The organism is Arachnia propionica (assembly GCF_037055325.1).
GTDB lineage: Bacteria > Actinomycetota > Actinomycetes > Propionibacteriales > Propionibacteriaceae > Arachnia.
Genome location: NZ_CP146373.1, coordinates 180742 through 201853, shown reverse-complemented (window position 1 = coordinate 201853; position 21112 = coordinate 180742). Strand labels below are relative to the sequence as shown.

Genomic DNA, 21112 nt, shown 5'->3' with positions numbered 1-21112 from the left:
GGGGCACGCCACGGGAACTCGGACGCGACGGCATCAGCGGACTGGTCACTCGTCACCGGGCAATCCGGGCGCAGATGGTGCCGCGGCGTCGCCGCCGTTGAGCCCCGCGGGTCCTTTCTCCAGGAGGGACAGGAACCCTGCCTCGTCGAGGATGGGCAACCCCAGTTCCTCCGCCTTGGCGGCCTTGCTGCCGGCGTTCTCCCCCACCACCACATAGCTGGTTTTCCGGCTCACCGACCCGGCGGCCTTGCCGCCCCGGGAAACGATGGCCTCCTTGGCGCCATCACGGGTAAATCCTTCAAGGCTTCCTGTGACGACCACTGTCAATCCCTCGAGGATGGCGGAGGGCCGGTCGTCGCTCCCCGGGTTGGAGAGTGCATCAGCCATCCGGACCCCGGCAGCGGTCCAGGCCTCGACGATGTTGACGTGCCAGTCCACCTCGAACCACAGCTTCAGTGACTGGGCGATCACCGGGCCCACACCCTCGGTATCTGCCAGTTCCTCGACAGAGGCGGCACGGATCGCGGACATGCTTCCGAACCGGGACGCGAGCGCACGGGCCGCGGTGGGGCCGACGTGACGGATGGACAACGCCACCAGCACCCGCCACAGCGGCTGCTGCTTGGCGGCAGCCAGGTTTTCCAGCAGCTTCAGGCCGTTGGCGGTGATTCCCCGCCGGGTGGCATAGATGGAGCTGCGGGACAGGTCCTCCTCGGTGAGCGCAAACAGCCCCGACTCGTCGGTCAGCAGGCCGGATTCCAGGAGATCATGGGCGCCCGCCTCACCCAGCGCCTCGATGTCGAAGGCCCCGCGGGCGGCCAGCGAGTAGAGGCGTTCCCTGAGCTGGCTGGGGCAGCTGCGGGCGTTCGGGCAGCGCAAGTCTTTGTCGCCCTCCTTCTGCTGAACCAGGGCGGTGCCGCAAGCCGGGCAGTGGGTGGCCATCACGAATTCGCGTTCGTGGCCGTCACGCAGCGAGACGACGGGGACAACGATCTCGGGGATCACGTCACCGGCCTTGCGGAGCACCACCGTGTCTCCGATCCGCACCCCCTTGCGCACCACCTCGTGGGCGTTGTGGAGGGTAGCCATGGCGACCTTGGATCCCGCGACCAGCACCGGTTCCATCGCCCCGAACGGGGTGACACGCCCGGTGCGCCCGACCCCGACGCGGATGTCGAGGAGCCGGGTGTGGACCTCCTCAGGTGGGTATTTGTAGGCGATCGCCCAGCGCGGTGCCCGGGATGTGGATCCCAGCCGGCGCTGGGTGGCCAGGTCGTCAACCTTGACCACGACCCCGTCGATCTCGTGTTCGGCGTCGTGGCGGTGTTCGCCGTGATGGGTGACGTAGGCCCGGACCGCGGCGGCCGAGTCGACCACCCGGGTGTGGGCCGATACCGGCAGCCCGTAGGAGCCCAGTACCTCGTAGGCCTGACTCTGGCGGGTCAGGGAGAGGCCGTCGTGGGTTCCGACGCCGTGGACGATCATCCGCAAAGGCCTGGTGGCGGTGACCCTGGGGTCCTTCTGCCTGAGCGATCCGGCGGCGGCGTTGCGGGGGTTGGCGAACCGGTGTTGCCCGGCCTCCTCCAGGGCCTCGTTCAGCTCCGCGAAGGCCTGTTTGGGAAAGAACACCTCGCCTCGCACCTCCAGCACGGCGGGAATGTTGTTTCCCCGCAGCCGGTGCGGGATGCCGTGGATGGTGGCGACGTTTCCGGTGATGTCCTCCCCCACCCGCCCATCGCCTCGGGTTGCTGCCTGAACGAGGCGCCCGTCGAGGTAGGTGAGGTTCACCGCCAGCCCGTCGATCTTCAGTTCGCACAGGTAGTTCTCGGCGGGCACCCTGGTCAGCCAGGCGGTCAGCTCGGTCTCATCGAAGACATTGTCCAAGCTCAGCATCCGCTGCCGGTGGGTGACGGGGGTGAACTCGGTGACGCGCGCGTAGGCCACCCGCGTCGTGGCGGATTCTGGGCGTCGCAGCTCGGGATGGCGTTCCTCCAGGGCCGCGAGTTCCTGGAGCCGTTCGTCGTACTCGGCGTCGGAGATGATGGGTTCGACTCCCCCGTAGTAGGCGTCGCTGGCGGCCAGGAGAAGCTTGTTAAGTTCCTGCCAGCGGTGTTCATTCTCGGGGGAAATTGTCATGACCCCCATGCTGTCACAATCCCCACTCCGGGCATGATGCGATAAAGTGCTTGAGCTTGGCAGAACAGCAACGATGATTGAAGGTGTCCATGGCAACCGCCAATATCACTCGCGAAGAAGCCACCCTCCGCTCCGGCGTCGTCAAGGCTGGGGCCTACCGGGTGGCAGTTGACGTGACCGGAAACGGTGTCGCCGACCCCGAGCGCACCTTTGCCTCTCACACCGAGCTCGACTTCGTCTCACAAGGCGGGTCGACCCACGTGGACGTGATCGCGGACGAGATCCGTTCCGCCACCGTTGATGGCAGCCCGCTTCCCACGGATGAGTTCGACGGCTATCGGCTGCCGTTGAAGGATCTCACGGAGGGCAGTCACACGATCGTCATTGACGCCGTATGCCGCTTCTCCCGCACCGGCGAGGGGTTGCACCGCTTCGTCGACACCGATGGCAAGATCTACCTGTACTCCCAGTTCGAAACCGCAGATGCCAGGCGCATGTACGCCACCTTCGAGCAGCCTGACCAAAAGGCGACCTTCCAGCTGACAGTTCTGGCACCCGCCCACTGGAATGTGTTCACCAATTCCCGTTCCGTCGCGGGGGAATTGATCGGCGAGGGAATCGCTCGCTTCGAGCACGCACCCACCCCTGTGATCTCGACCTACATCACCGCTCTGGTGGCAGGCGAATACCACGTTGTACGGGGACAGATCACGTCTGCAGCCGGGCTGCTGCCCGCCTCCGTTGCCTGCCGCGCGTCAATGGCTGAATTCCTCGACGCCGACCGAATCCTCGAGACCACGCAGCGCGGTTTTGACGTGTTCGAATCAACCTTCGGGGTGCCCTACGCCTTCGACTCCTACGACCAGATCTTCGTGCCCGAGTTCAATTTTGGCGCCATGGAGAACGCGGGCTGCGTTACCTTCCGTGACCAGTACCTGTTCCGTTCCCGCGTCACCGCCCGCGAGATGGAGGCCCGCGACAACACCATCCTCCACGAGCTAGCTCACATGTGGTTCGGCGACCTGGTGACGATGCGATGGTGGGACGATCTGTGGCTCAACGAGTCGTTCGCCGAGTGGGCCTCCCACTTCGCAGCTGACAAGATCGCCGAGAAGTACGGCACGGGAGCCAATCCATGGGCCTCGTTCTCGAACGAACGCAAGGCCTGGGCCTACATGCAGGACCAGTTGTCCACCACCCACCCCATCGCCGCTGACATGAGCGACCTGGAAAAGGTGGAACAGAACTTCGACGGCATCACCTACGCCAAGGGTGCCTCCGTGTTGAAACTGCTGGTCTCCTTCGTCGGCATCGAAGCCTTCGCCAAGGGGGTAGGGAGCTACTTCCGCAAGCACGCCCACGGCAACACCACCTTGACCGACCTGCTCAGCGAGCTGGAGACAGCCTCCGGGCGCGACCTGTCCTGGTTCACCGGACAGTGGTTGGAAAGCGCTGGGGTCAACACCCTGAGGGCGGAGTTCGAGGTCGACGAGACCGGCACCTTCACGCGGTTCACGATCGTCCAGACGGCTCCCGAGGCGTGGCCGACGTTGCGCACCCACCGACTCGGAATCGGTATCTACGCCAACACCGACAACGGCCTGGAGCGCGTCGACTACGTCGAAACCGACATCTCGGGTGAGCGCACCGATGTCCCCGATCTGGTGGGACGGCCCCGACGCGACGTGGTCCTGCTCAACGACGGAGACCTCACCTTTGCGAAGGTCCGCCTCGACGAAATGTCCCGCAACACCTTGGTGAACGGGATCGACAGGCTGGCCGATCCCCTGGCCAGGGCCGTCACCTGGTCGTTGTTCTGGGATTCGGTCCGTGACGCCGAGATCGCACCGCAGGAACTGGTTTCCTTGGCCCTCCAGGGCATCGGCTCCGAAAAGGATATGGCTGCCATCACGACGGTTCTGGCTCAGGCCGCGGCCTGCTCAGGTCGGTTCATGGCGCCCGAGCTTCGTGAGGCCGCGAACATGAAACTAGTCACGGGCCTGGCCGGGCTACTCAAGGATGCCGAGCCCGGTTCCGATGCGCAGCTCATCATCGCGAAGACCCTGATCGGGGCGGCCCGCAGCGAAAGCGCCTGCGAGCTGATCCGCGGCTGGCTGCAAAATGAGGAGGTTCCCACTGATCTCGCGGTGGACACCGATGTGCGCTGGCTCATCGTCGCCACGCTGGCGCGACGCGGTGTCTTCGGCGAGGAGGAGATCGCCACCGAACTGGAAAGGGACAACACCAACACCGGAGCTGAGCGCGCCGCAGGTGCCCGAGCCGGACTCCCGACCGTCGAGGCCAAGGCAGAGGCGTGGCGACTGGCGACCGCCGATCCCGACATCCCGAACGAGACCCATCGCAGCATTGCCATGGGGTTCATCAGCTACGGCCAGGAGGATGTGCTGGCGCCCTACGTCGATGCCTACGCGAAACTGGCCGAGGCCATCTCGAAACGCGAGGATGGCTGGGACACGCGCGGGTATGCGGCCATCGGCGCAGCACTCAGGTGGTTGTTCCCCGAAACCTTGGCGACAACCGATGTGGTCGAACGATTCCGCCGCTATCTCGCGGAGGGCGAACCCACAGATCAGGTACGGCGCCTACTAAGCGAGCGTCTCGATGAGGCTGAACGAAACCTGCGGGTCCAGGAACGCAGCCGCCACTGATTCGCCTCGGAGGAGCCCGGCCATGAAGCATCTGCTCAGCATCACCGATCTCAGCACCGACGAGATCCACTCGATCCTTCACCTGGCCGGGCGGATGCATCAACTGCAGGAGGCCCGGGTCAAGAAATTGCCCTATCTGAAGGGCCGCACCGTGGTGAACCTCTTCTTCGAGGACTCCACCCGCACCCGCAGTTCCTTCGAGCTCGCCGCCAAGTGGCTCTCCGCCGACGCCATCAACGTTTCGGCGCGTGGGTCAAGCGTCTCGAAGGGCGAATCGATGCGCGACACCCTCATGACCCTGGACGCCATGGGAGTGGACGCCATCGTGATGCGCCACCCGGGCTCCGGATCGGTGGCCCAGGCCGCGGGATGGGTGAGAGCCTGTATGGTCAACGCCGGGGACGGCACCCATGAGCACCCGACCCAGGCCCTTCTGGACGCCCACGCGATGCTGACCCACTTCACTCGCACCAGACTGGGAACCCTGGAAGGCAAACTGGTCGCCATCACCGGGGACCTGCTGCATTCCAGAGTCGTCCGCTCAAACGTTGCGCTACTGAGCAGGCTGGGGGCGCGGGTGGTGCTGGTCGCCCCGCACACGCTGCTGCCTCCCGGGGTGGAGACCTGGGGGGTGCAGGTCACCCCCGACCTAGACGAGGTGATCTCGGACGTCGACGTCGCCATGATGCTCCGGGTACAACGAGAACGCATGCACGGCGGTTTCTTCCCTTCGGAACGGGAGTACGTGGCTGCCTACGGGTTGACAGCCTCCCGCCTGAGCAGGCTGCGTCCCACCGCGGTGATAGCGCATCCCGGACCCATGAACCGGGGTCTGGAAATCAGCTCCACCGCCGCAGACGATCCGCGTTCCATCGTGCTCGACCAGGTCTCATCGGGAGTCGCGGTTCGCATGAGCGTGCTGCACCACCTGCTGGCCGACTGACGGGAGGAAATCAATGTCGAAACTCGCCATCACCGGGGTGACCCTACCCGACGGGTCACGCACGGACATGTTCATCGAGTCGGGTCACATCGTCGATCAGCACCCCCTGGGTGCGACCACCATCGACGCGGACGGGTTGATCGCACTGCCGGGTTTGGTGGACATCCATACCCACCTGCGTGAACCGGGACGCGAGGATGCCGAAACCGTGGAGTCCGGTTCCCGCGCGGCCGCTCGCGGGGGCTTCACAGCTGTCTTCGCGATGGCGAACACCCAGCCGGTCACGGATACGGCGGAGAACGCCGAGCACGTGCTGGCTCTGGGAGCTGCCGCGAACAACTGCCAGGTGTTCCCGATCGGCGCCATCACAAAGAAACTGGCGGGCCGGGAGCTGGCGGAGCTGGGGCTGATGCACCGCTCACGGGCCCGAGTCTCGGTGTTCTCCGATGACGGACACTGCGTGATGGACGCCAGCCTGATGAGGCGCGCATTCGAATGGGTCAAACCGTTCGACGGGGTGCTGGCGCAGCACGCCCAAGATGCGACCCTCGCCGGACCTGATGCGTGCTGCCATGAGGGTGAGATTTCCGGTCGGCTGGGGCTCCCGGGCTGGCCTCCGGTGGCGGAGTCGGTGATAATCGCCCGCGATGTCGCCTTGGCGGAAGCCACCGGTTCCCGCCTGCACGTGTGCCACGTCTCGACGGCGGAGAGCGTGGACGTGCTGCGCTGGGCCAAGAAACGGGGCATCCGGGTGACCGCCGAAGCCACCCCCCACCACTTGTACCTGACCACCCCAGAGGTCGTGGGATACGACACCACCTTCAAGGTCAATCCCCCGTTGCGCACCGACGAACACGTCGAGGCGGTGCGAGCCGCTCTGGCCGACGGCACCATCGATGCGGTGGCTACGGACCACGCACCCCACGCGCCGCAGGACAAGGACCACGCCTTTGTCGACGCCCGACCGGGGATGCTGGGGCTGGAACAGGCCCTAGCGGTGGTGATGGAAACCATGGTCTCCCCGGGCCGCCTGACCTGGCAGCAGGTGGCCGATCGAATGAGCCACACCCCGGCCCGGATCGGGAAGGCAACGGGGCAGGGCCGCCCCCTGAGGCCCGGTGAACCTGCGAACCTGGTGCTGGTCGACCCGAAGCGGCGGGCAACGGTGGACCGGAACGACTCCGCCTCCATCAGCCACAACAACCCATACCACGGTCGGGATCTCCCCGATCCGGTCGAAATGACCCTGTGGAACGGCAGGATCACCCACAAGCGCTGAGGGATCCCGGTAGTGGGTCAGGGTGTGGCCCGTTAACAGGTCCCCACGGTCCGGGGAGGGAACCGCCCGTCCTTGAGCAGGTCGAGCGCTTCCCGGGACGAACGGTCGTTGGGGGTGTAGACCTCGAGACGGTGATCAGGCGACTCGGGTTGCTGCCACACCTGGTAGTCGACGTCGACATGTCCCAGTCCCGGGTGCGCGAGAAGCATGTTTCCCACCGTGCAGTCAGCGACGTCTCCTTCTGCCCAGAGTCCGGCAAACCTGGTGCTTTTCACCAAGAGTTTCCCGATGAGTTCCGCCAATCTGGCATCACGTGGATACCTTCCCGATGTGAGCCGAAGATAGGCGACGTGTACACGGGCGAGTTCCTCCCAGTTGCGATAGAGGTCGCGGCTCGCCGGATCCACGAAGAACAAGTACGGGACCGAGGGACGCCGATGGGCCTCGGACGGGGCTTCGAAGGGCAGATGCCCGAAAAGAAGTTCGTGCCCGGAGTGGTTCCAGGCCAGGATGTCTCCGCGACGTCCCAGCACCACGGCCGGAATGGCCTCGTTCAGTGACTCGAAGAGCGCCAGCACTCTGGGGTGAGGCACTTCCGGGAGTTCACGGCTCATTGGGGATGATGTTGGAGCGCCGGCCAGGTTGTACAGATGGATCCGCTCCGCGGTGTCCAGACGCATGACCGAGGCCAGTGCCTCGAGCACCTGCCCGGATGCGGTCCCCACCTGGTCCTGTTCGATGCGCGTGTAGTAGCTCACGCTGACTCCCGCGAGGCGGGCGAGTTCGTCGCGACGCAGTCCCGGTACCCGGCGGCCGGATCCAGCGGGATCCAACCCGATCGAACCGGGATCGGTTCTGTCCCGACGGGTCCTCAGGAAGCTGCCCAAAGTCTCACCCATCACGGATTTCAGGGTAGCTCTTCCCGGATCCCGGCCCCAGATTCGTGGGTATCCCGCTCCGGGATACCCAAGACTGTGTTCTTGTCGCTCTCCCGCGGGGAGTGCAGCGTGGTGCGCATGGATTTCCAGAAAAACACGGCCGAACGCGCCTCGGCCAGGTCCTGGCTGGGTCTGATCGCAACTCTTGGCCCCGTGCTCGTGGTCGCCATGGATGGTTCCATACTTTTCCTGGCGATCCCGAGCATCAACGAAGCGATCCGGCCGAGCACTGATCAAGCCCTCTGGATCCTCGACATCTACGGGTTCATCGTCGGTTCGCTGCTCATCACCTTTGGCAATCTCGGGGACAGGTTCGGCAGGAAGAAGTTTCTTCTCACCGGGGCAGCCGTTTTCGGCATCGGGTCCGTGTGCGCGGCGTTCTCCTCCACCCCCGGTGTCCTGATCGTATCCCGGGCGTTGATGGGTTTGGGCGGCGCGACACTTCTGCCATCGTGCCTTGCCGTGATCAGTGAGTTGTTCGTGAACCCGTCGCAACGGGCGCGCGCAATTGCGATTTTCGCAGCGACTTTTGCAGCGGGATTCGTGATCGGCCCGATCATGGGCGGCCTCTTGCTTGCCCATTTCTGGTGGGGGTCGGTATTCCTGATCAACATTCCGGTGATCGGCCTGTTCCTGTGTCTGGCTCCCCTGCTTCTCCGAGAGGTTCACGGCGCCCGGCCCGGAAGAACCGACCTGTTCAGCATGCTGCTCTCCGCGACGGGGCTCCTGTTGGCGATCCATGGCATCAAACGCATCACCACATACGGTGTCGAGTTGCGCAGTGGCCTGCTGACCATCCTCGGGTTCATGCTCCTGGTGGTGTTCATCCTCCGTCAGAGGAGCCTGGAACGCCCGCTGCTCGATGTCAGCCTGTTCAGGGAGCCCGTGTTCAGTGTGGCGATCCTCACCGGCTTTTTCTCCCTCTTCGTGTGGTCCTCCGCGGCGTACCTGAGCATGACCTATCTACAGTCCTTCCTGGGCCTTCCGGTGCTGGACTCTGCTCTGCTGGCCATTCCCGGAGCCATTGTTCTGATTCTGTTCAGCGTTTTCACCCCTCTCCTGGTGGAACACGTGGGGGCGCGGATGGCGTTGATCGTCTGCCATTTCTCCATGGCTCTGGGGATGCTCATGCTCGCTTTCACGGGCACCGGCACCGGTACGGTGTTCTACATCGCATCGACCGCGGTTTCCGGGATCGGATTCGGCATCTCGTTCAGTCTCGTGGCCGACACCGCCGTCGGGGCCGTCCCGGAATCACGGGCCGGCGCGGCCGGGGCCATCGCCGAAACCAGCAATGAGATCGGCAATGCGCTTGGCATCGCATTGCTGGGATCGGTACTGACGGTCGTGTTCCGCATCATTTATCCGGGCCCAGAGACCGGTCTCGGTGAAGTCATCGACAACTCCGGAATTGATTCGGGCGCCTTCGTCCAGGCGCGGGAGGCCTTCCTGGCTGGCTTCCACATCGTGGCAACGGTGGCAGCCGCGATCTGTGGGGTTCTGGGAGTTCTCACCATCCGCTGGATCCCCGCACCTCGTGCTCCGCGAGACCACCGGTCCTGAGCCCGTTCAGGAATCGCCCACAGCAGGGTCCGGGCACGGCTGGGAGGGGCGGGTGTCGCTCAGCCGTCGGCCACCGGCAACCCGGATTCCTTGAGGGTCTCCTTCGAGGTGCTCTCCGTGACGGTGAAGATGTCGGTCACCTTCGCGCCGCCCGCCGCCACCTCGTCGGCCTTCGCCTTCATTTTCTGGACGACGGTGGAGAAGCCGGGAATGTAACCCCATTCCGTGGACAACTCGCCGTTGGCCTCGGTCAGCACCTGGTAGACGTCCTGGTTGCCGAACTGGCGCAGGGTTTTCTCCGGGGTGGTGACCGTGCCCTTGGCGGCTGGCAGGAGGCCCTGGGAGGTCAGATCGGTCACCTGGGTGTTCAGCCAGTTGTTGAACTCCATGGCCTCGGTTTTGTGTTGGCAGCCCTTCATGACGGCCACCCCGGAACCCCCGTCGGGACCGGTCATCCGGGCTCCCCCGAAGGTGGGCAGTTTCGCGACGCGCCACTGTCCCTCGTAGGGGGTGCCGTCCAGCTTGTCGAGGGCGTAGCCGATCTCCCAGGCGGGGGCGATGTTGCCGATCAGGGAACCGTTCGTCAGGGCCTGTTCGTAGGAGTCGTCCGCGCGTTTGTGGGTGAGCGCGGCCTGGGCGTCCAAGGCGTCCTGCCAGAACTTGGCGACCGCCTGGGTCTTCTCGTCAGTGATGTTGATCTTCCACTTGTTGTCGACCGTCGAGTACCACACGGCACCGGCGGCGGCGGCCTGTGCGGAGAGCCAGTAGCCGACCTCGTCAGGTTCGAAGTCGAGGATGTACTTGCCCTGGGCGGCGGCCTTCTTGGCGGCCTCCAGGAGTTCGTCGAAGGTCTTGGGAACCTCGATGCCCAGGGCGTTGAACTCGGCCTCGTTGTACAGGTAGACCAAGGGCCCGGTGTCCTGGGGTAGTCCCACCATCTTGCCGCCGACCGACATCTGGGAGTAGGCGGAGTCGTTGTAGTTGTCCTTGTATTTGGAGGCCTCACCCGAGACGTCCTCAAGCAGATTCCCCACGAACATCTCGGGGGCCTCGCCGTAGCCGACCTGGGCCAGGCAGGGGGCGCTCTTGTTTGCCACATCGGCCTTCAGCTTGGTCATCAGTTCCGACGATTTACCGGTAAACCTGGTGGCGGTGACCTGGATGTTCGGATGTGCGGCATTCCATTTCTCGACCATGTCGGTCACCGGGATCATGCCCGGCCCATCAGGAAGTCGGTGCACATATTCAATCCTGATCACATTGTTGCCCGCCTGCGCGGATTCGGAGCCGCCGCTGCCGGCCGCGGTTCCGCATGCGGAAAGAACGATGGCTGTCGCTGACAGCAGACCCGTGACGGCCATCAAGCGCTTGCTCTGCATTGAATTTTTGTTCCCTCTACATCGGCTTCATACAGAAGAGAGGTCCCGACGGCGCAGCAGCTGGAAATGCCAACCGAACAGGACACGCAGCTTTTTCTCCCGCGCACGATTAATGTACAGAACCCGTTGCCCATCCCACGCCTGCGGGGTCACACAACGGACACCTGCCACCGACCCCGGGAAGTTCCTGCGCGTCGCAACGGATCACGGAATGGCCGTGGCGTCCGGACTCCCTCTGCGCCCACAACCTCTAAGCTGGCTGAACGAATGTGGTGTGAAGAACTTCCGAGCAGTCAAGGAGTCACATGAGCGAGCAACTGGCCCAAGTCGGAGTGATCGGGATGGCGGTGATGGGATCGAACTTGGCCCGTAATCTCGCACGCAGAGGATTCCGGGTCGCCATCCACAACCGAACGGCCGCCCGCACCGACGAGGTCATCGCACTCCACGGCTCCGAGGGGGATCTCGTACCCTCCCATGCTCTGGCGGATTTCGTCGCTTCCCTGGAACGGCCCCGCCGCATCATTCTCATGGTCAAGGCCGGTGGCCCGACCGACGCCACCATCGATGCTCTCATCCCGCTCCTGGAGGAGGGAGACATCGTCGTCGACGGCGGCAATTCCTTCTTCCAGGACACCCGCCGACGCGAGCAACGTCTCCGGGGCCTCGGGTTGCACTTCGTGGGAGCAGGGATCTCCGGCGGGGAGGTGGGCGCGTTGGAGGGGCCGTCGATCATGCCTGGCGGGTCGCTGGAGTCCTACGAGGCGCTCGGCCCGATCCTGGAGCGAATCGCAGCCGATGTGAACGGTGAGCCGTGCTGCACCCATATCGGCGCCGACGGCGCCGGGCATTTCGTGAAGATGGTCCACAACGGCATCGAGTACGCCGACATGCAGTTCATTGGCGAAGCCTATGAACTGCTGCGAGCCCTGGGCCTCACTCACACCGAGATGGCCGACATCTTCGCCACCTGGAACACCGGAGACCTGGACTCCTACCTCATCGAGATCACCGCCGATGTGCTGCGCAAGACCGATCCCCGCACCGGTGCTCCGCTGGTGGACGTGATCCGGGACGCCGCGGGCATGAAGGGAACAGGCACCTGGACCGTGCAGTCGGCACTCGACCTGGGCACCCCGGTCAACACCATCGCCGAATCCGTGTTCGCCCGTGCCATTTCCTCGGCCCCCGAGCTGCGCGCCGCCGCCCAAGCAGCACTCCACGGACCGGATCGGGGCATCCGGGTGGCCGATCGTGACGTCTTCGTCGAGCAGGTCCGCCAAGCATTGTGGGCCAGCAAAGTGGTGGCCTACGCACAGGGACTGGACGAGATCCGCATGGCAGCCGCCGAATACGACTGGAGCATCGACATCGCGGAGGTGGCGCGGATCTGGCGAGCCGGATGCATCATCCGCGCCCGCCTACTGGAACGGATTCGTTCCGAATACGCAGCCGGCAACCTCATCACCTTGTTGGAGGCTCCCTCCATCGTGGCAGGCCTCACGGAGGCCCAGGAAGGCTGGCGCACCGTCGTGGCCGAGGCCGTGCGGGCCGGGGTGCCGGTACCCGGCTTCTCGGCGGCACTGGCCCACTACGACCAGGCCCGGGCACCACGTCTCAACGCGGCACTCACGCAAGGACTGCGCGACTACTTCGGTGCGCACACTTACCGCCGCATTGACGACGAGGGGGCCTTCCACATCAACTGGTCGACCGACGGCACGGAGGTCGCCGCTGACTGACCATCCGTTCCAGGACAAACGCACGATGGTTTCGAGCCGGCCAGCTCGCAGAGCGAACAGGCCGGCTCGACCAGTTTCGGGTTAGCTCCCGTGATTCACTGAGGCCGGGTGGCAGACTTCCGGCATGCCGATGAGTCGTTTCTCCGCCCCGAGCCGGGACTGGTTCGTGAACACTTTCGGGGTGCCGACGCCCGTGCAGGAAGGGGCGTGGCGGGCCATCGCCGATGGAGGTCACGTCCTGGTGGTGGCACCGACCGGCTCCGGAAAGACCCTGGCGGCCTTCTTGCACGCCCTCGCTTCCCTGCTGCGACCCGGCGACCGTCCCCGGGGCACGAGGGTGCTCTACGTGTCCCCCCTGAAGGCGCTCGGTGTGGATGTGGAACGCAACCTGCGAGTCCCACTGGCCGGGATCCGCGAGGAGGCCGAGCGGCAGGGCAGCTGTGTTTCCGAGGTCACCATCGGCGTGCGCTCGGGCGACACCCCGGCCCGCGACCGGGACCGAATGCGGCGCAGACCACCGGATGTGTTGATCACAACCCCCGAGTCGCTGTACCTGATGCTCACCTCCTCGGCACGGGACACTCTCCGCGACGTCGAGACGGTGATAATCGACGAGATCCACGCCATCGCAGGTTCCAAACGCGGCACCCATCTGGCCCTCAGCCTGGAACGCCTGGATCTGCTGACCGGACGCGATGTGCAGCGCGTGGCCCTGTCGGCCACCGTGCGTCCCGTCGAAAAGGTGGCTGCCTTCCTCGGAGGCGACCGGGATGTGGTCGTGGTGGCTCCCAGGACCGGAAAGAGTTGGGATCTCCAGGTCGCCACTCCCCCGCTGAACGATCCCTGGCCCCACGTAGAGAAGGAGATCCTGGATGCGATCCTGAGGGCCCGGTCTACGCTGGTGTTCGCGAACTCCCGCCGAGCAGCGGAGAAACTGACGGCTCGCCTCAACGAGCTGTGGTTGGATACCGGCAGCGGCGAGGACCTGGCCCGCGCCCACCACGGTTCGGTCAGCAAACACGTCCGGGCCGAGATCGAGGATGCACTCAAGGCGGGTCGGCTGCGGGCCGTCGTGGCCACGAGCTCCTTGGAGCTGGGCATCGACATGGGCGCCATCGACCAGGTGATCCAGATCAGCGCCCCCTTGTCCACGTCGAGTGCGCTGCAGCGTTTCGGGCGGGCCGGACACCAGGTGGGTGCAACCTCCCGGGGACACCTCCACACCCTGCACCGCGGGGAGCTGGCAGCAGCGGTCGTGACCATCTCCGACATGCTCGCGGGCCGGATCGAGGAGCTACGCATCCCTGTCCTGGCGCTCGACGTCCTGGCTCAGCAGACCATCGCCGCGGCCGCTGCCGCGGGGGATGCGGGACTGGGAATCGAGACCTGGCTGGCGGCGGTGCGACGTTCCCATCCCTACTCTGGCCTGGGGGACGACGCCTTCGACGCGGTCCTGCAGCTGCTGCTCGGCACCTATCCCAGCGCCGATTTCTCGGAACTGCGGGCCCGCCTGGAGCGGCGCGGCGACCGGTTGTTCGCCCTGCCCGGGGCCGGACGGCTCGCCGTCACCATACCGGACCGGGGTCTCTACGGGGTGTTCCTGGCCGACGGCAACGGCCCCGGACGCCGGGTCGGGGAACTCGACGAGGAAATGGTCCACGAGACCCGGGTGGGTGAAACCTTCACGCTCGGCGCATCCTCGTGGACGGTGGTCGGGATCACGCGCGACCAGGTGCTGGTCACGCCCGCGCCGGGGCGACTCGGGAAGCTGCCCTTCTGGATCGGTGAGGATCTGTCCCGCCCCGCGGAGCTGGGATGTCGCATCGGGGAGCTACTGCGCCGGGTCGCCGAGGACCCCGACGGCCTCGAGCTCCCCTGGGCCGACGAGAACACCCGGAGGGAACTGGTGACTCTCGTCACGGAGCAGCGCGAGGCCACCGGGGTGGTGCCGGACGAGCGAACCGTCGTGGTGGAACGGTTCCGCGACGAGTTGAGTGACTGGCGGATCGTCGTGCACAGCCCGCTGGGACGGGCGGTGCTGGCGCCCTGGAGCGTGGCGGTGGCCGCCCTCGTAGAGCGGCGCTCCGGGGTCGATTCCCAACCCGTGGCCACTGACGACGGTTTCATCCTGCGGCTGCCGGACGGGGAAGTACCCGCCCTGGTCGCGGACCTGGCGCGGATCGCCCCGAAGGACGTGGAGCGTCTCGTCGCGGACCAGGTGGGCGGCACCTCGTTGTTCGCAGCCCGGTTCCGGGAGTGCGCCTCCCGCGCCCTGCTGCTGCCTCGCCGCCACGGCCGCCGGATGCCGTTGTGGCAGCAGCGTCACCGAGCTGCCCAGCTGCTCCAGGTGGCACGCCAGCACCCGAACTTCCCCATCACCCTGGAGGCGGTTCGGGAATGCCTGACCGACCGGTGGGACCTGCCCGGGCTGACCGGGCTGCTCTCGCGGATCCGTTCGGGGGCGGTGCGACTCGTCGAGGTGGTCACGCCCTCGCCCAGCCCGTTCGCGGCCAGCATGCTCTACGGCTACGCGGGCAGGTTCATGTACGAGGGTGACCTGCCGATCGCGGAGAGGCGGGCCCAGTCGTTGGCTCTCGACCCGGCTCTACTGGCCTCGGTGCTCGGAACGCTGGATCTGCGGGAACTGTTGGACCCTCTCATCGTCGAGAGTTTCCGGGCGGAGCTGCAGCACATCGCCGACGGGTACCGGGCCCGGAATGTCGCGGAACTGGTTGACCTGCCTCGCCGCTTGGGGCCCCTGTCCCCCACGGAGCTGGAACTCCGTAGCGAGTTTCCCCTACCCGATCCGCCGCCGGCCGGCCTGGTACCCGTGGTCATCGCCGACGAGGAACGCCTGGCCGCCGAACCAGATCTCGCGTTGCTGCGTGATGCCCTGGGGGTGGCGGTGCCCGGCGAGGTGAGCACCGAAACCTGCGACCGCGATCCCCTGACCCAGCTCATCGCCCGTTTCGCCCGCACCCACACCCCTTTCACGGCCGCGGCCCTCGCGGCTTCGTTCGGGTTGGGCCGGAGCGTGGCCAGCCGCATCCTGGAGTCGGAGGCCGATGCGGGCCGCCTGGTCAGGGGCAGATTCACCGAGGATGTGACCGAGACCGAATACTGCGACCCGGGGGTCCTTGACCGGCTTCGGGGGCGCTGCCTGGCCGCAGCCCGGGCCGCCGTGGAGCCAGTATCCGCCGAGGCCTACACCCGTTTCCTACTGGACCGGCACGGCGTCACGGGGCCACGCTCATCCTCCCCCGACGAAGTGCTCCTGGTGCTGCAGCAGCTGGCAGGTGCGATGCTGCCGGCCAGCGTGTGGGAATCGCACGTGCTCCCGGCACGGGTCGCCGGGTATCAACCCTCCCACCTGGATCAGCTGCTGGCCGAGGGGGAGGTGCTGATCCGGCTCCGCGGCGCCGGAGCGGATCCGTTGCTGACGCTCGTGGCGACCGACGACCTGGATCTGCTGCCGCCACCCTCCGAGGCTGCGGATGAGGAAAGTGTCGCCTTCGCAGCCGGGCTCGGTGACGGCCTGGTGGCACCCGGGAACGCGGAGCTCGTGTGGCGGGCCGCCGCGGCGGGGCTGGTGGCGCCCGCCTCGATGGCCCCGATCCGCGCATTACTGACCGGGGAGTCGCCCCGCCACTCCCCACGCAGCAGTTCCCGTTTCAGGGCCAGGCGGCCCCGCCCTGCGCGCCCCATCAGTCCAGCTTCCCGGGCTTTGCCCGGTCGCTGGTATGCCGTCACCGACGGTTCCACAACACCCACCGAGGCGCGGCTGGCGCAGGCAACCGGCTGGTTGGAGCGGTACGGCGTCGTGACCCGCGGGATCGTAGAGGGAACACCCGGGGGTTTCGCAGCCGCCTACGGGCTGTTGCGGGAGCTCGAAGACAGCGGCCTGGTGCGGCGCGGAGTGTTGGTGGATGGGTTAGGAGCGGCCCAGTTCGCCGCTCCCGAGACCATTGACGCGCTGCGGTCCTTCCGCGAACCCGACGCCTCCGCGGCGAGGGTGCTAGCAGCGGTCGATCCCGCGAACCCTTTCGGTCGAGTGCTGCCCTGGCCGGCCCACAACACCGCCCGGCCCTCGCGTCTGGCCGGGGCCGTGGTGGTGATCGCTGACGGAACCTGCCTGGCATACCTGGGGCGCGCAGGGCGATCGCTGACCCTGTTCCCCTCCACATCCCCTGCTGCCGAAGCCGCCCGAGTGATCCGTGTCCTGGGCGAGGCGGTATCCCAGGGTCGGATGGCTCGGTTCCGCATCGAAGAGATCGACGGTGCCCGGGCCACGGCCCATCCCCTGGCATCGGAACTGAGAAAGGCCGGGGCCGGGCTTCATCCGCAAGGACTCGTGGTAGAGGCTGCCCCCACGCCACGCTGATAGATCAAATCATGCACTTCTACCTTTTTTGATATATAGTTCCTATCGTCCTGATTGAACGATGAAAGGTGCCAGCCATGTCCTTGATCAACACCCCGATCAAGCCCTTCGCCACGACCGCCTACCGCTCAGGGGCCTTCGTGGATGTCTCCAGCGACGATTTCCAGGGCAAATGGAACATCGTCTTCTTCTACCCCGCCGACTTCACCTTCGTGTGCCCGACTGAACTGGCCGACCTCCAAGGCATCTACGCCGAGCTCCAGTCCCTGGGCGTCGAGGTCTACTCGGTGAGCCGCGACTCCCACTTTGTTCACAAGGCGTGGCACGAGACCTCCCCCGAGATCGGCACCCTCGAGTTCGCGATGCTCGGTGACGTCAACGGCGTGATCACCAACAACTTCGACAACGCCCGCCCCGACTCCGGCCTGGCTGACCGCTCCACCTACCTCATCGACCCCGACGGCATCATCCAGTACATCGAGACCACCCCCGAGGGCGTGGGCCGCAACGCCGCCGAACTGCTCCGCAAGGTCAAGGCCGCCCAGTACGTCCGCAACCACCCCGGCGAGGTCTGCCCCGCCAAGTGGGAGGAAGGCGAGGAAACCCTCACCCCGTCCTTCGACCTGGTCGGCAAGATCTGAGACAGCGGTAAGGAGAAACCACACAGTGCTGGACGCCAACGCCACCGCGCAGCTCAAGAAGTACCTGGAGCTCGTCTCGCTCCCGATCGAGCTCGCCGCCTCACTCGATGACTCCTCCGCCTCCGCCAGGATGCGTGAGCTCCTCGACGAGGTCGCAGCTCTCAGCCCCCTCGTGAGCGTCGTCGAGGAATCCAACCCCCGCACCCCCTCCTTCGCAATCCGGCGCGCCGGCACCGAGGTGGAGGTCAGGTTCGCGGGACTGCCCATGGGACACGAGTTCTCTTCGCTGGTACTCGCCCTGGTCCAGGTCGGCGGCCACGCCCCCCGCCTGGACGAGGAGACCGCCGAGGCGGTGCGCCAGCTTGAGGGGGGAGAATTCGTCACCTACATGTCCTTGACATGCCAGAACTGCCCGACCGTGGTTCAGGCCCTCAACACCATGAGCATCCTCAACCCGAGGATCCGCCACGTGGCGGTCGAGGGCGGCGCCTTCAAGGACGAAGTGGAGGCGCTCGGCATCAAGGCGGTCCCCGCAATCTACAAGGACGGGCAGCTGTTCGGCCAGGGTCGAATGGATGTCTCCGATTTCGTCGCCCGCCTCGATTCCGGGGCCAGCGCTCGCATCGCTGAGGCTCTTGACGCGAAGGATCCCTTCGAGGTCCTGGTCGTTGGGGGCGGCCCTGCAGGGGCAACGGCTGCCATCTACTCCGCCCGCAAGGCGCTGCGCACCGGACTGGTCGCCGCGCGATTCGGCGGGCAGGTCCTCGACACCATGGCCATCGAGAACTTCATCTCGGTGCCCCGCACCGAGGGGCCACGTCTCGGGGCCGCCCTGGAGGAACACGTCCGCGCCCACGACGTGGACATCACCACGGGGGTGAAGGCCTCGGCACTGCACCCGGCCGGTGAGGACGGATTGATCGCAGTCGACATCGAGGGCGGCGGGACGCTGCGCGCCCGCAGCGTCGTCCTGGCGACGGGCGCCCACTACCGGACCATGGGTGTCCCTGGTGAAGAGGAGTACCGGAACAAGGGCGTGACCTTCTGCCCACACTGCGACGGTCCCCTATTCAAAGGCAGGCCGGTGGCGGTGATCGGTGGCGGAAATTCGGGCATCGAGGCCGCCATCGACCTGGCGCAGGTTGCCTCGCACGTGACGGTGGTGGAGTTCCTCGATGTCCTCAAGGCCGATGCCGTGCTGGTGAACACGCTGCGCTCCTTGCCCAACGTCGACGTGCTGACCTCGACACGAGTGGTGGAGGTCATCGGCGACGGCTCCCAGGTGACCGGCCTGGACGTCGAGGACCGCACCTCCGGGCAGGTGAGGCGCCTGGAACTGGAGGGGGTCTTCGTCCAGATCGGTCTCCTGCCCGACACCGACTGGCTGGACGGCGTGATCGAACGCAACCGCGCGGGCGAGATCGTCATCGATCAGCGCGGCGCTACGTCCCTACCCGGGGTGTTCGCCGCCGGCGACTGCGCCAGCACCCCCTACAAGCAGATCGTCATCTCGCTGGGATCTGGGGCCACGGCAGCGCTGTCCGCCTTCGACCACCTCATCCGTTCGCGGGAGGATGCGGAAGCTCCCACCGCTGCTACCGTCCAGGCATGAACCTGCGGGATCTGGAATACCTCGTGGCGGTGGCCGACCAGCGGAGTTTCCGCTCGGCGGCCACCGCCTGCGGTGTCTCACAGCCGACCCTGTCCGTACAACTCCGCAAACTCGAGGAACAGCTCGGAGTCGTCCTGATCGACCGCGCAGCATCCCGCCCGGCGCTGACCCCAGTCGGTCAGCGGGTGGTGGAGCGGGCACGAGTCGTGCTTGCCGAGGCCGATTCGATACGAGTTATCGCTCGGGAGGCAACGGGCTCAACCACCGAGCTACGACTGGGGGTTTTCCCCACCCTCGGTCCTTACCTGCTGCCCCACGTCCTGCACCATATCGGGGAACACTTCCCGAATCTCCAGGTGTTGTTGACCGAGGAGAAGACCCAGCAGCTGGTGACGATGCTGCATTCAGGCGGGCTGGACGCAGCACTGATAGCCATGCCCACGGATGACCCGCACCTGGAAGCACTCCCTCTCTTCCGTGAGGAGTTCGTCCTGGCAATGCCTGCCGGCCATCTGCTGGCAGACGATTCGGGCGCAGGACTTGAGGAAACGTCTCCCATCCCGCCTGCCCGCATAGCTGAGTACGAATTGCTGATCCTGGATGAAGGACACTGCCTGGGTGGTCAGGTGCAGCGCTGGGCCGCCAAACACCAGGTCCAGCTGCGGAAGGACTACCGCGCTACCAGCCTCGAGACCATGCGGCACATGATCGCCTCTGGAGGCGGCCTCAGTTTGCTCCCGGCCACGACGGTCCTGCCCCCCGTCTCGCCAACCCCTGGGCTGGCGTTGCGCCGGATCGCCTCCCCTGCGCCGAGCCGGGACATTGCTCTGATATGGCCCCACACATCACCTCGCACAGCGACCCTCGAGGCACTGGCGCCTGCCCTGACCCCTTCCCTGCCCCTGGTCCAGGAGTTGTGAGCCGGCCCTCTCAGGGGCCACCGGAAATGATAGTTCCGCCGGGACCAACAGCTAGGGCCTCACGCAATGAGCCGCTCCGAAAGGTCCGTGCGCACCTCGTCAGGCAACTCAATGGGTTTCCCCTGCCTGTCTGCGGCAACCAGGACGGTGCGACCGCGGGCAAAGGTGGCACCGTCATCGGGATTGAAGATCTCGGCCACGAGGGTCACAGAGCTGTTGCCTAGCTTCGCGGGGGCGGTGCGCACCGCATAGGGATCCGTTCGGTGGGTGATCTGGTTGATGTAGTCGACGTCCTGCCGGGCGATCAGCCAGTTCAGCCTGGACCCATTGGTCCCGGAACGCGCCATCGCTGGGCTCCACGATGTGGTAGCGGCAATCCGAGCCTGCATCAGGTAATCGAGGACCTTGACGTTGTTGACGTGCCCGTAGGAGTCCAGGTCCGACCAGCGCACCGGGCAGGGCGTCACCGAGCCGTTCCTGCCAAGATCCGGAACGTCGATGTGGCGCATGGGCTCCACTTCTGCCAGATGCTCGGCCAGCCATTCCCGGTCGGTCAGGGCGAGACGGGTCGGTTGTTGAATCCCGAAATCGAACGGACACAGCACCGTTCGGGCCCGGGCCACCGGCGTCGCGTCCTGGAAGAGCACATAGGCCACGTCGAACCGGGCACCACCCAGCCGGGTGATCACGACATCCGCACCAATACCGGCATCCGAGTAGGAGATCGGCGCCAGATAGCTGATCTGGTGACCGACCACCACGACCCCGGAATCGAGCAGCCCGGAACACGGCCCCGCCCTGAAGAAAGCGGTTCTCGCCTCCTGGAGGTAGTCGGCGATCACGGCGTTGTTGACATGTCCCTGGGCATCGAGATCGGACCAGCGCAGCGCGATCCTGGTGCGGAACACG

Annotated in this window: 13 protein-coding genes; 9 read left to right on the top strand and 4 right to left on the bottom strand. The window is 65.9% G+C overall.

The genetic code is table 11. The annotated features are described in order from the left end of the window. Positions 1 to 45: 45 nt before the first annotated feature. Complete coding sequence (gene ligA / locus V7R84_RS00860) at positions 46 to 2136, bottom strand: NAD-dependent DNA ligase LigA (RefSeq protein ID WP_338571076.1); 2091 nt, start codon at positions 2134 to 2136, stop codon at positions 46 to 48. An 89-nt stretch (positions 2137 to 2225) separates the two neighbouring features. On the opposite strand from ligA, the gene pepN reads away from it, so the two are divergent. Genes pepN through V7R84_RS00845 form a run of 3 tightly spaced genes read left to right on the top strand, consistent with a single transcriptional unit; the run spans position 2226 to position 7027 of the window. Then, complete coding sequence (pepN, locus tag V7R84_RS00855; protein ID WP_338571074.1) at positions 2226 to 4805, top strand: aminopeptidase N; 2580 nt, start codon at positions 2226 to 2228, stop codon at positions 4803 to 4805. A 22-nt stretch (positions 4806 to 4827) separates the two neighbouring features. Beyond that, positions 4828 to 5748, top strand: coding sequence for an aspartate carbamoyltransferase catalytic subunit (locus V7R84_RS00850; RefSeq protein ID WP_338571072.1), 921 nt, complete (start codon positions 4828 to 4830; stop codon positions 5746 to 5748). A 13-nt stretch (positions 5749 to 5761) separates the two neighbouring features. Then, positions 5762 to 7027, top strand: a complete 1266-nt coding sequence (locus V7R84_RS00845) for a dihydroorotase (protein WP_338571070.1) — start codon at positions 5762 to 5764, stop codon at positions 7025 to 7027. 32 nt (positions 7028 to 7059) lie between these two features. Here V7R84_RS00845 and V7R84_RS00840 read toward each other — a convergent pair whose 3' ends face one another. Beyond that, positions 7060 to 7926 carry a helix-turn-helix transcriptional regulator gene (locus V7R84_RS00840; protein WP_338573756.1) on the bottom strand — a complete coding sequence of 289 codons (867 nt, stop codon included), beginning with the start codon at positions 7924 to 7926 and terminating at the stop codon, positions 7060 to 7062. A gap of 117 nt (positions 7927 to 8043) precedes the next feature. Between V7R84_RS00840 and V7R84_RS00835 the strand changes: the two genes are divergently transcribed. Beyond that, positions 8044 to 9528 (top strand): MFS transporter, encoded by a 1485-nt coding sequence (locus tag V7R84_RS00835; protein WP_338571067.1) that lies wholly within the window; start codon positions 8044 to 8046, stop codon positions 9526 to 9528. A gap of 59 nt (positions 9529 to 9587) precedes the next feature. Here V7R84_RS00835 and V7R84_RS00830 read toward each other — a convergent pair whose 3' ends face one another. Continuing rightward, positions 9588 to 10889, bottom strand: a complete 1302-nt coding sequence (locus V7R84_RS00830) for an ABC transporter substrate-binding protein (protein ID WP_412728097.1) — start codon at positions 10887 to 10889, stop codon at positions 9588 to 9590. A 323-nt stretch (positions 10890 to 11212) separates the two neighbouring features. Between V7R84_RS00830 and gndA the strand changes: the two genes are divergently transcribed. The 5 genes from gndA to V7R84_RS00805 all read left to right on the top strand — a co-directional run bounded on the left by gndA (position 11213) and on the right by V7R84_RS00805 (position 20203). Then, positions 11213 to 12649, top strand: coding sequence for an NADP-dependent phosphogluconate dehydrogenase (gndA, locus tag V7R84_RS00825; protein WP_338571063.1), 1437 nt, complete (start codon positions 11213 to 11215; stop codon positions 12647 to 12649). A 124-nt stretch (positions 12650 to 12773) separates the two neighbouring features. Then, complete coding sequence (locus tag V7R84_RS00820; RefSeq protein WP_338571060.1) at positions 12774 to 17030, top strand: DEAD/DEAH box helicase; 4257 nt, start codon at positions 12774 to 12776, stop codon at positions 17028 to 17030. 77 nt (positions 17031 to 17107) lie between these two features. Next, positions 17108 to 17671 (top strand): alkyl hydroperoxide reductase subunit C, encoded by a 564-nt coding sequence (gene ahpC / locus V7R84_RS00815; RefSeq protein WP_314820077.1) that lies wholly within the window; start codon positions 17108 to 17110, stop codon positions 17669 to 17671. 25 nt (positions 17672 to 17696) lie between these two features. Beyond that, a complete protein-coding gene (gene ahpF, locus V7R84_RS00810) occupies positions 17697 to 19283 on the top strand; it encodes an alkyl hydroperoxide reductase subunit F (RefSeq protein ID WP_338571057.1) in 1587 nt (528 codons plus the stop codon). Further along, the gene (locus V7R84_RS00805) at positions 19280 to 20203 is read left to right on the top strand and encodes a LysR substrate-binding domain-containing protein (protein WP_338571056.1); all 924 of its coding nucleotides are present in this window, start codon (positions 19280 to 19282) and stop codon (positions 20201 to 20203) included. Before ahpF ends, V7R84_RS00805 begins: the two co-directional genes overlap by 4 nt. A 59-nt stretch (positions 20204 to 20262) precedes the next feature. Here V7R84_RS00805 and V7R84_RS00800 read toward each other — a convergent pair whose 3' ends face one another. Continuing rightward, the gene (locus V7R84_RS00800; protein ID WP_338571053.1) at positions 20263 to 21111 is read right to left on the bottom strand and encodes an acyl-CoA thioesterase; all 849 of its coding nucleotides are present in this window, start codon (positions 21109 to 21111) and stop codon (positions 20263 to 20265) included. Position 21112 lies beyond the last annotated feature (1 nt).

Excerpts from the sequence above, each read along its gene's own strand:
- ligA (WP_338571076.1), bottom strand. The coding sequence starts at position 2,136 with ATGACAATTTCCCCCGAGAATGAACACCGCTGGCAGGAACTTAACAAG.
- pepN (WP_338571074.1), top strand. The coding sequence starts at position 2,226 with ATGGCAACCGCCAATATCACTCGCGAAGAAGCCACCCTCCGCTCCGGC.
- V7R84_RS00850 (WP_338571072.1), top strand. The coding sequence starts at position 4,828 with ATGAAGCATCTGCTCAGCATCACCGATCTCAGCACCGACGAGATCCAC.
- V7R84_RS00845 (WP_338571070.1), top strand. The coding sequence starts at position 5,762 with ATGTCGAAACTCGCCATCACCGGGGTGACCCTACCCGACGGGTCACGC.
- V7R84_RS00840 (WP_338573756.1), bottom strand. The coding sequence starts at position 7,926 with ATGGGTGAGACTTTGGGCAGCTTCCTGAGGACCCGTCGGGACAGAACC.
- V7R84_RS00835 (WP_338571067.1), top strand. The coding sequence starts at position 8,044 with ATGGATTTCCAGAAAAACACGGCCGAACGCGCCTCGGCCAGGTCCTGG.
- V7R84_RS00830 (WP_412728097.1), bottom strand. The coding sequence starts at position 10,889 with ATGGCCGTCACGGGTCTGCTGTCAGCGACAGCCATCGTTCTTTCCGCA.
- gndA (WP_338571063.1), top strand. The coding sequence starts at position 11,213 with ATGAGCGAGCAACTGGCCCAAGTCGGAGTGATCGGGATGGCGGTGATG.
- V7R84_RS00820 (WP_338571060.1), top strand. The coding sequence starts at position 12,774 with ATGCCGATGAGTCGTTTCTCCGCCCCGAGCCGGGACTGGTTCGTGAAC.
- ahpC (WP_314820077.1), top strand. The coding sequence starts at position 17,108 with ATGTCCTTGATCAACACCCCGATCAAGCCCTTCGCCACGACCGCCTAC.
- V7R84_RS00805 (WP_338571056.1), top strand. The coding sequence starts at position 19,280 with ATGAACCTGCGGGATCTGGAATACCTCGTGGCGGTGGCCGACCAGCGG.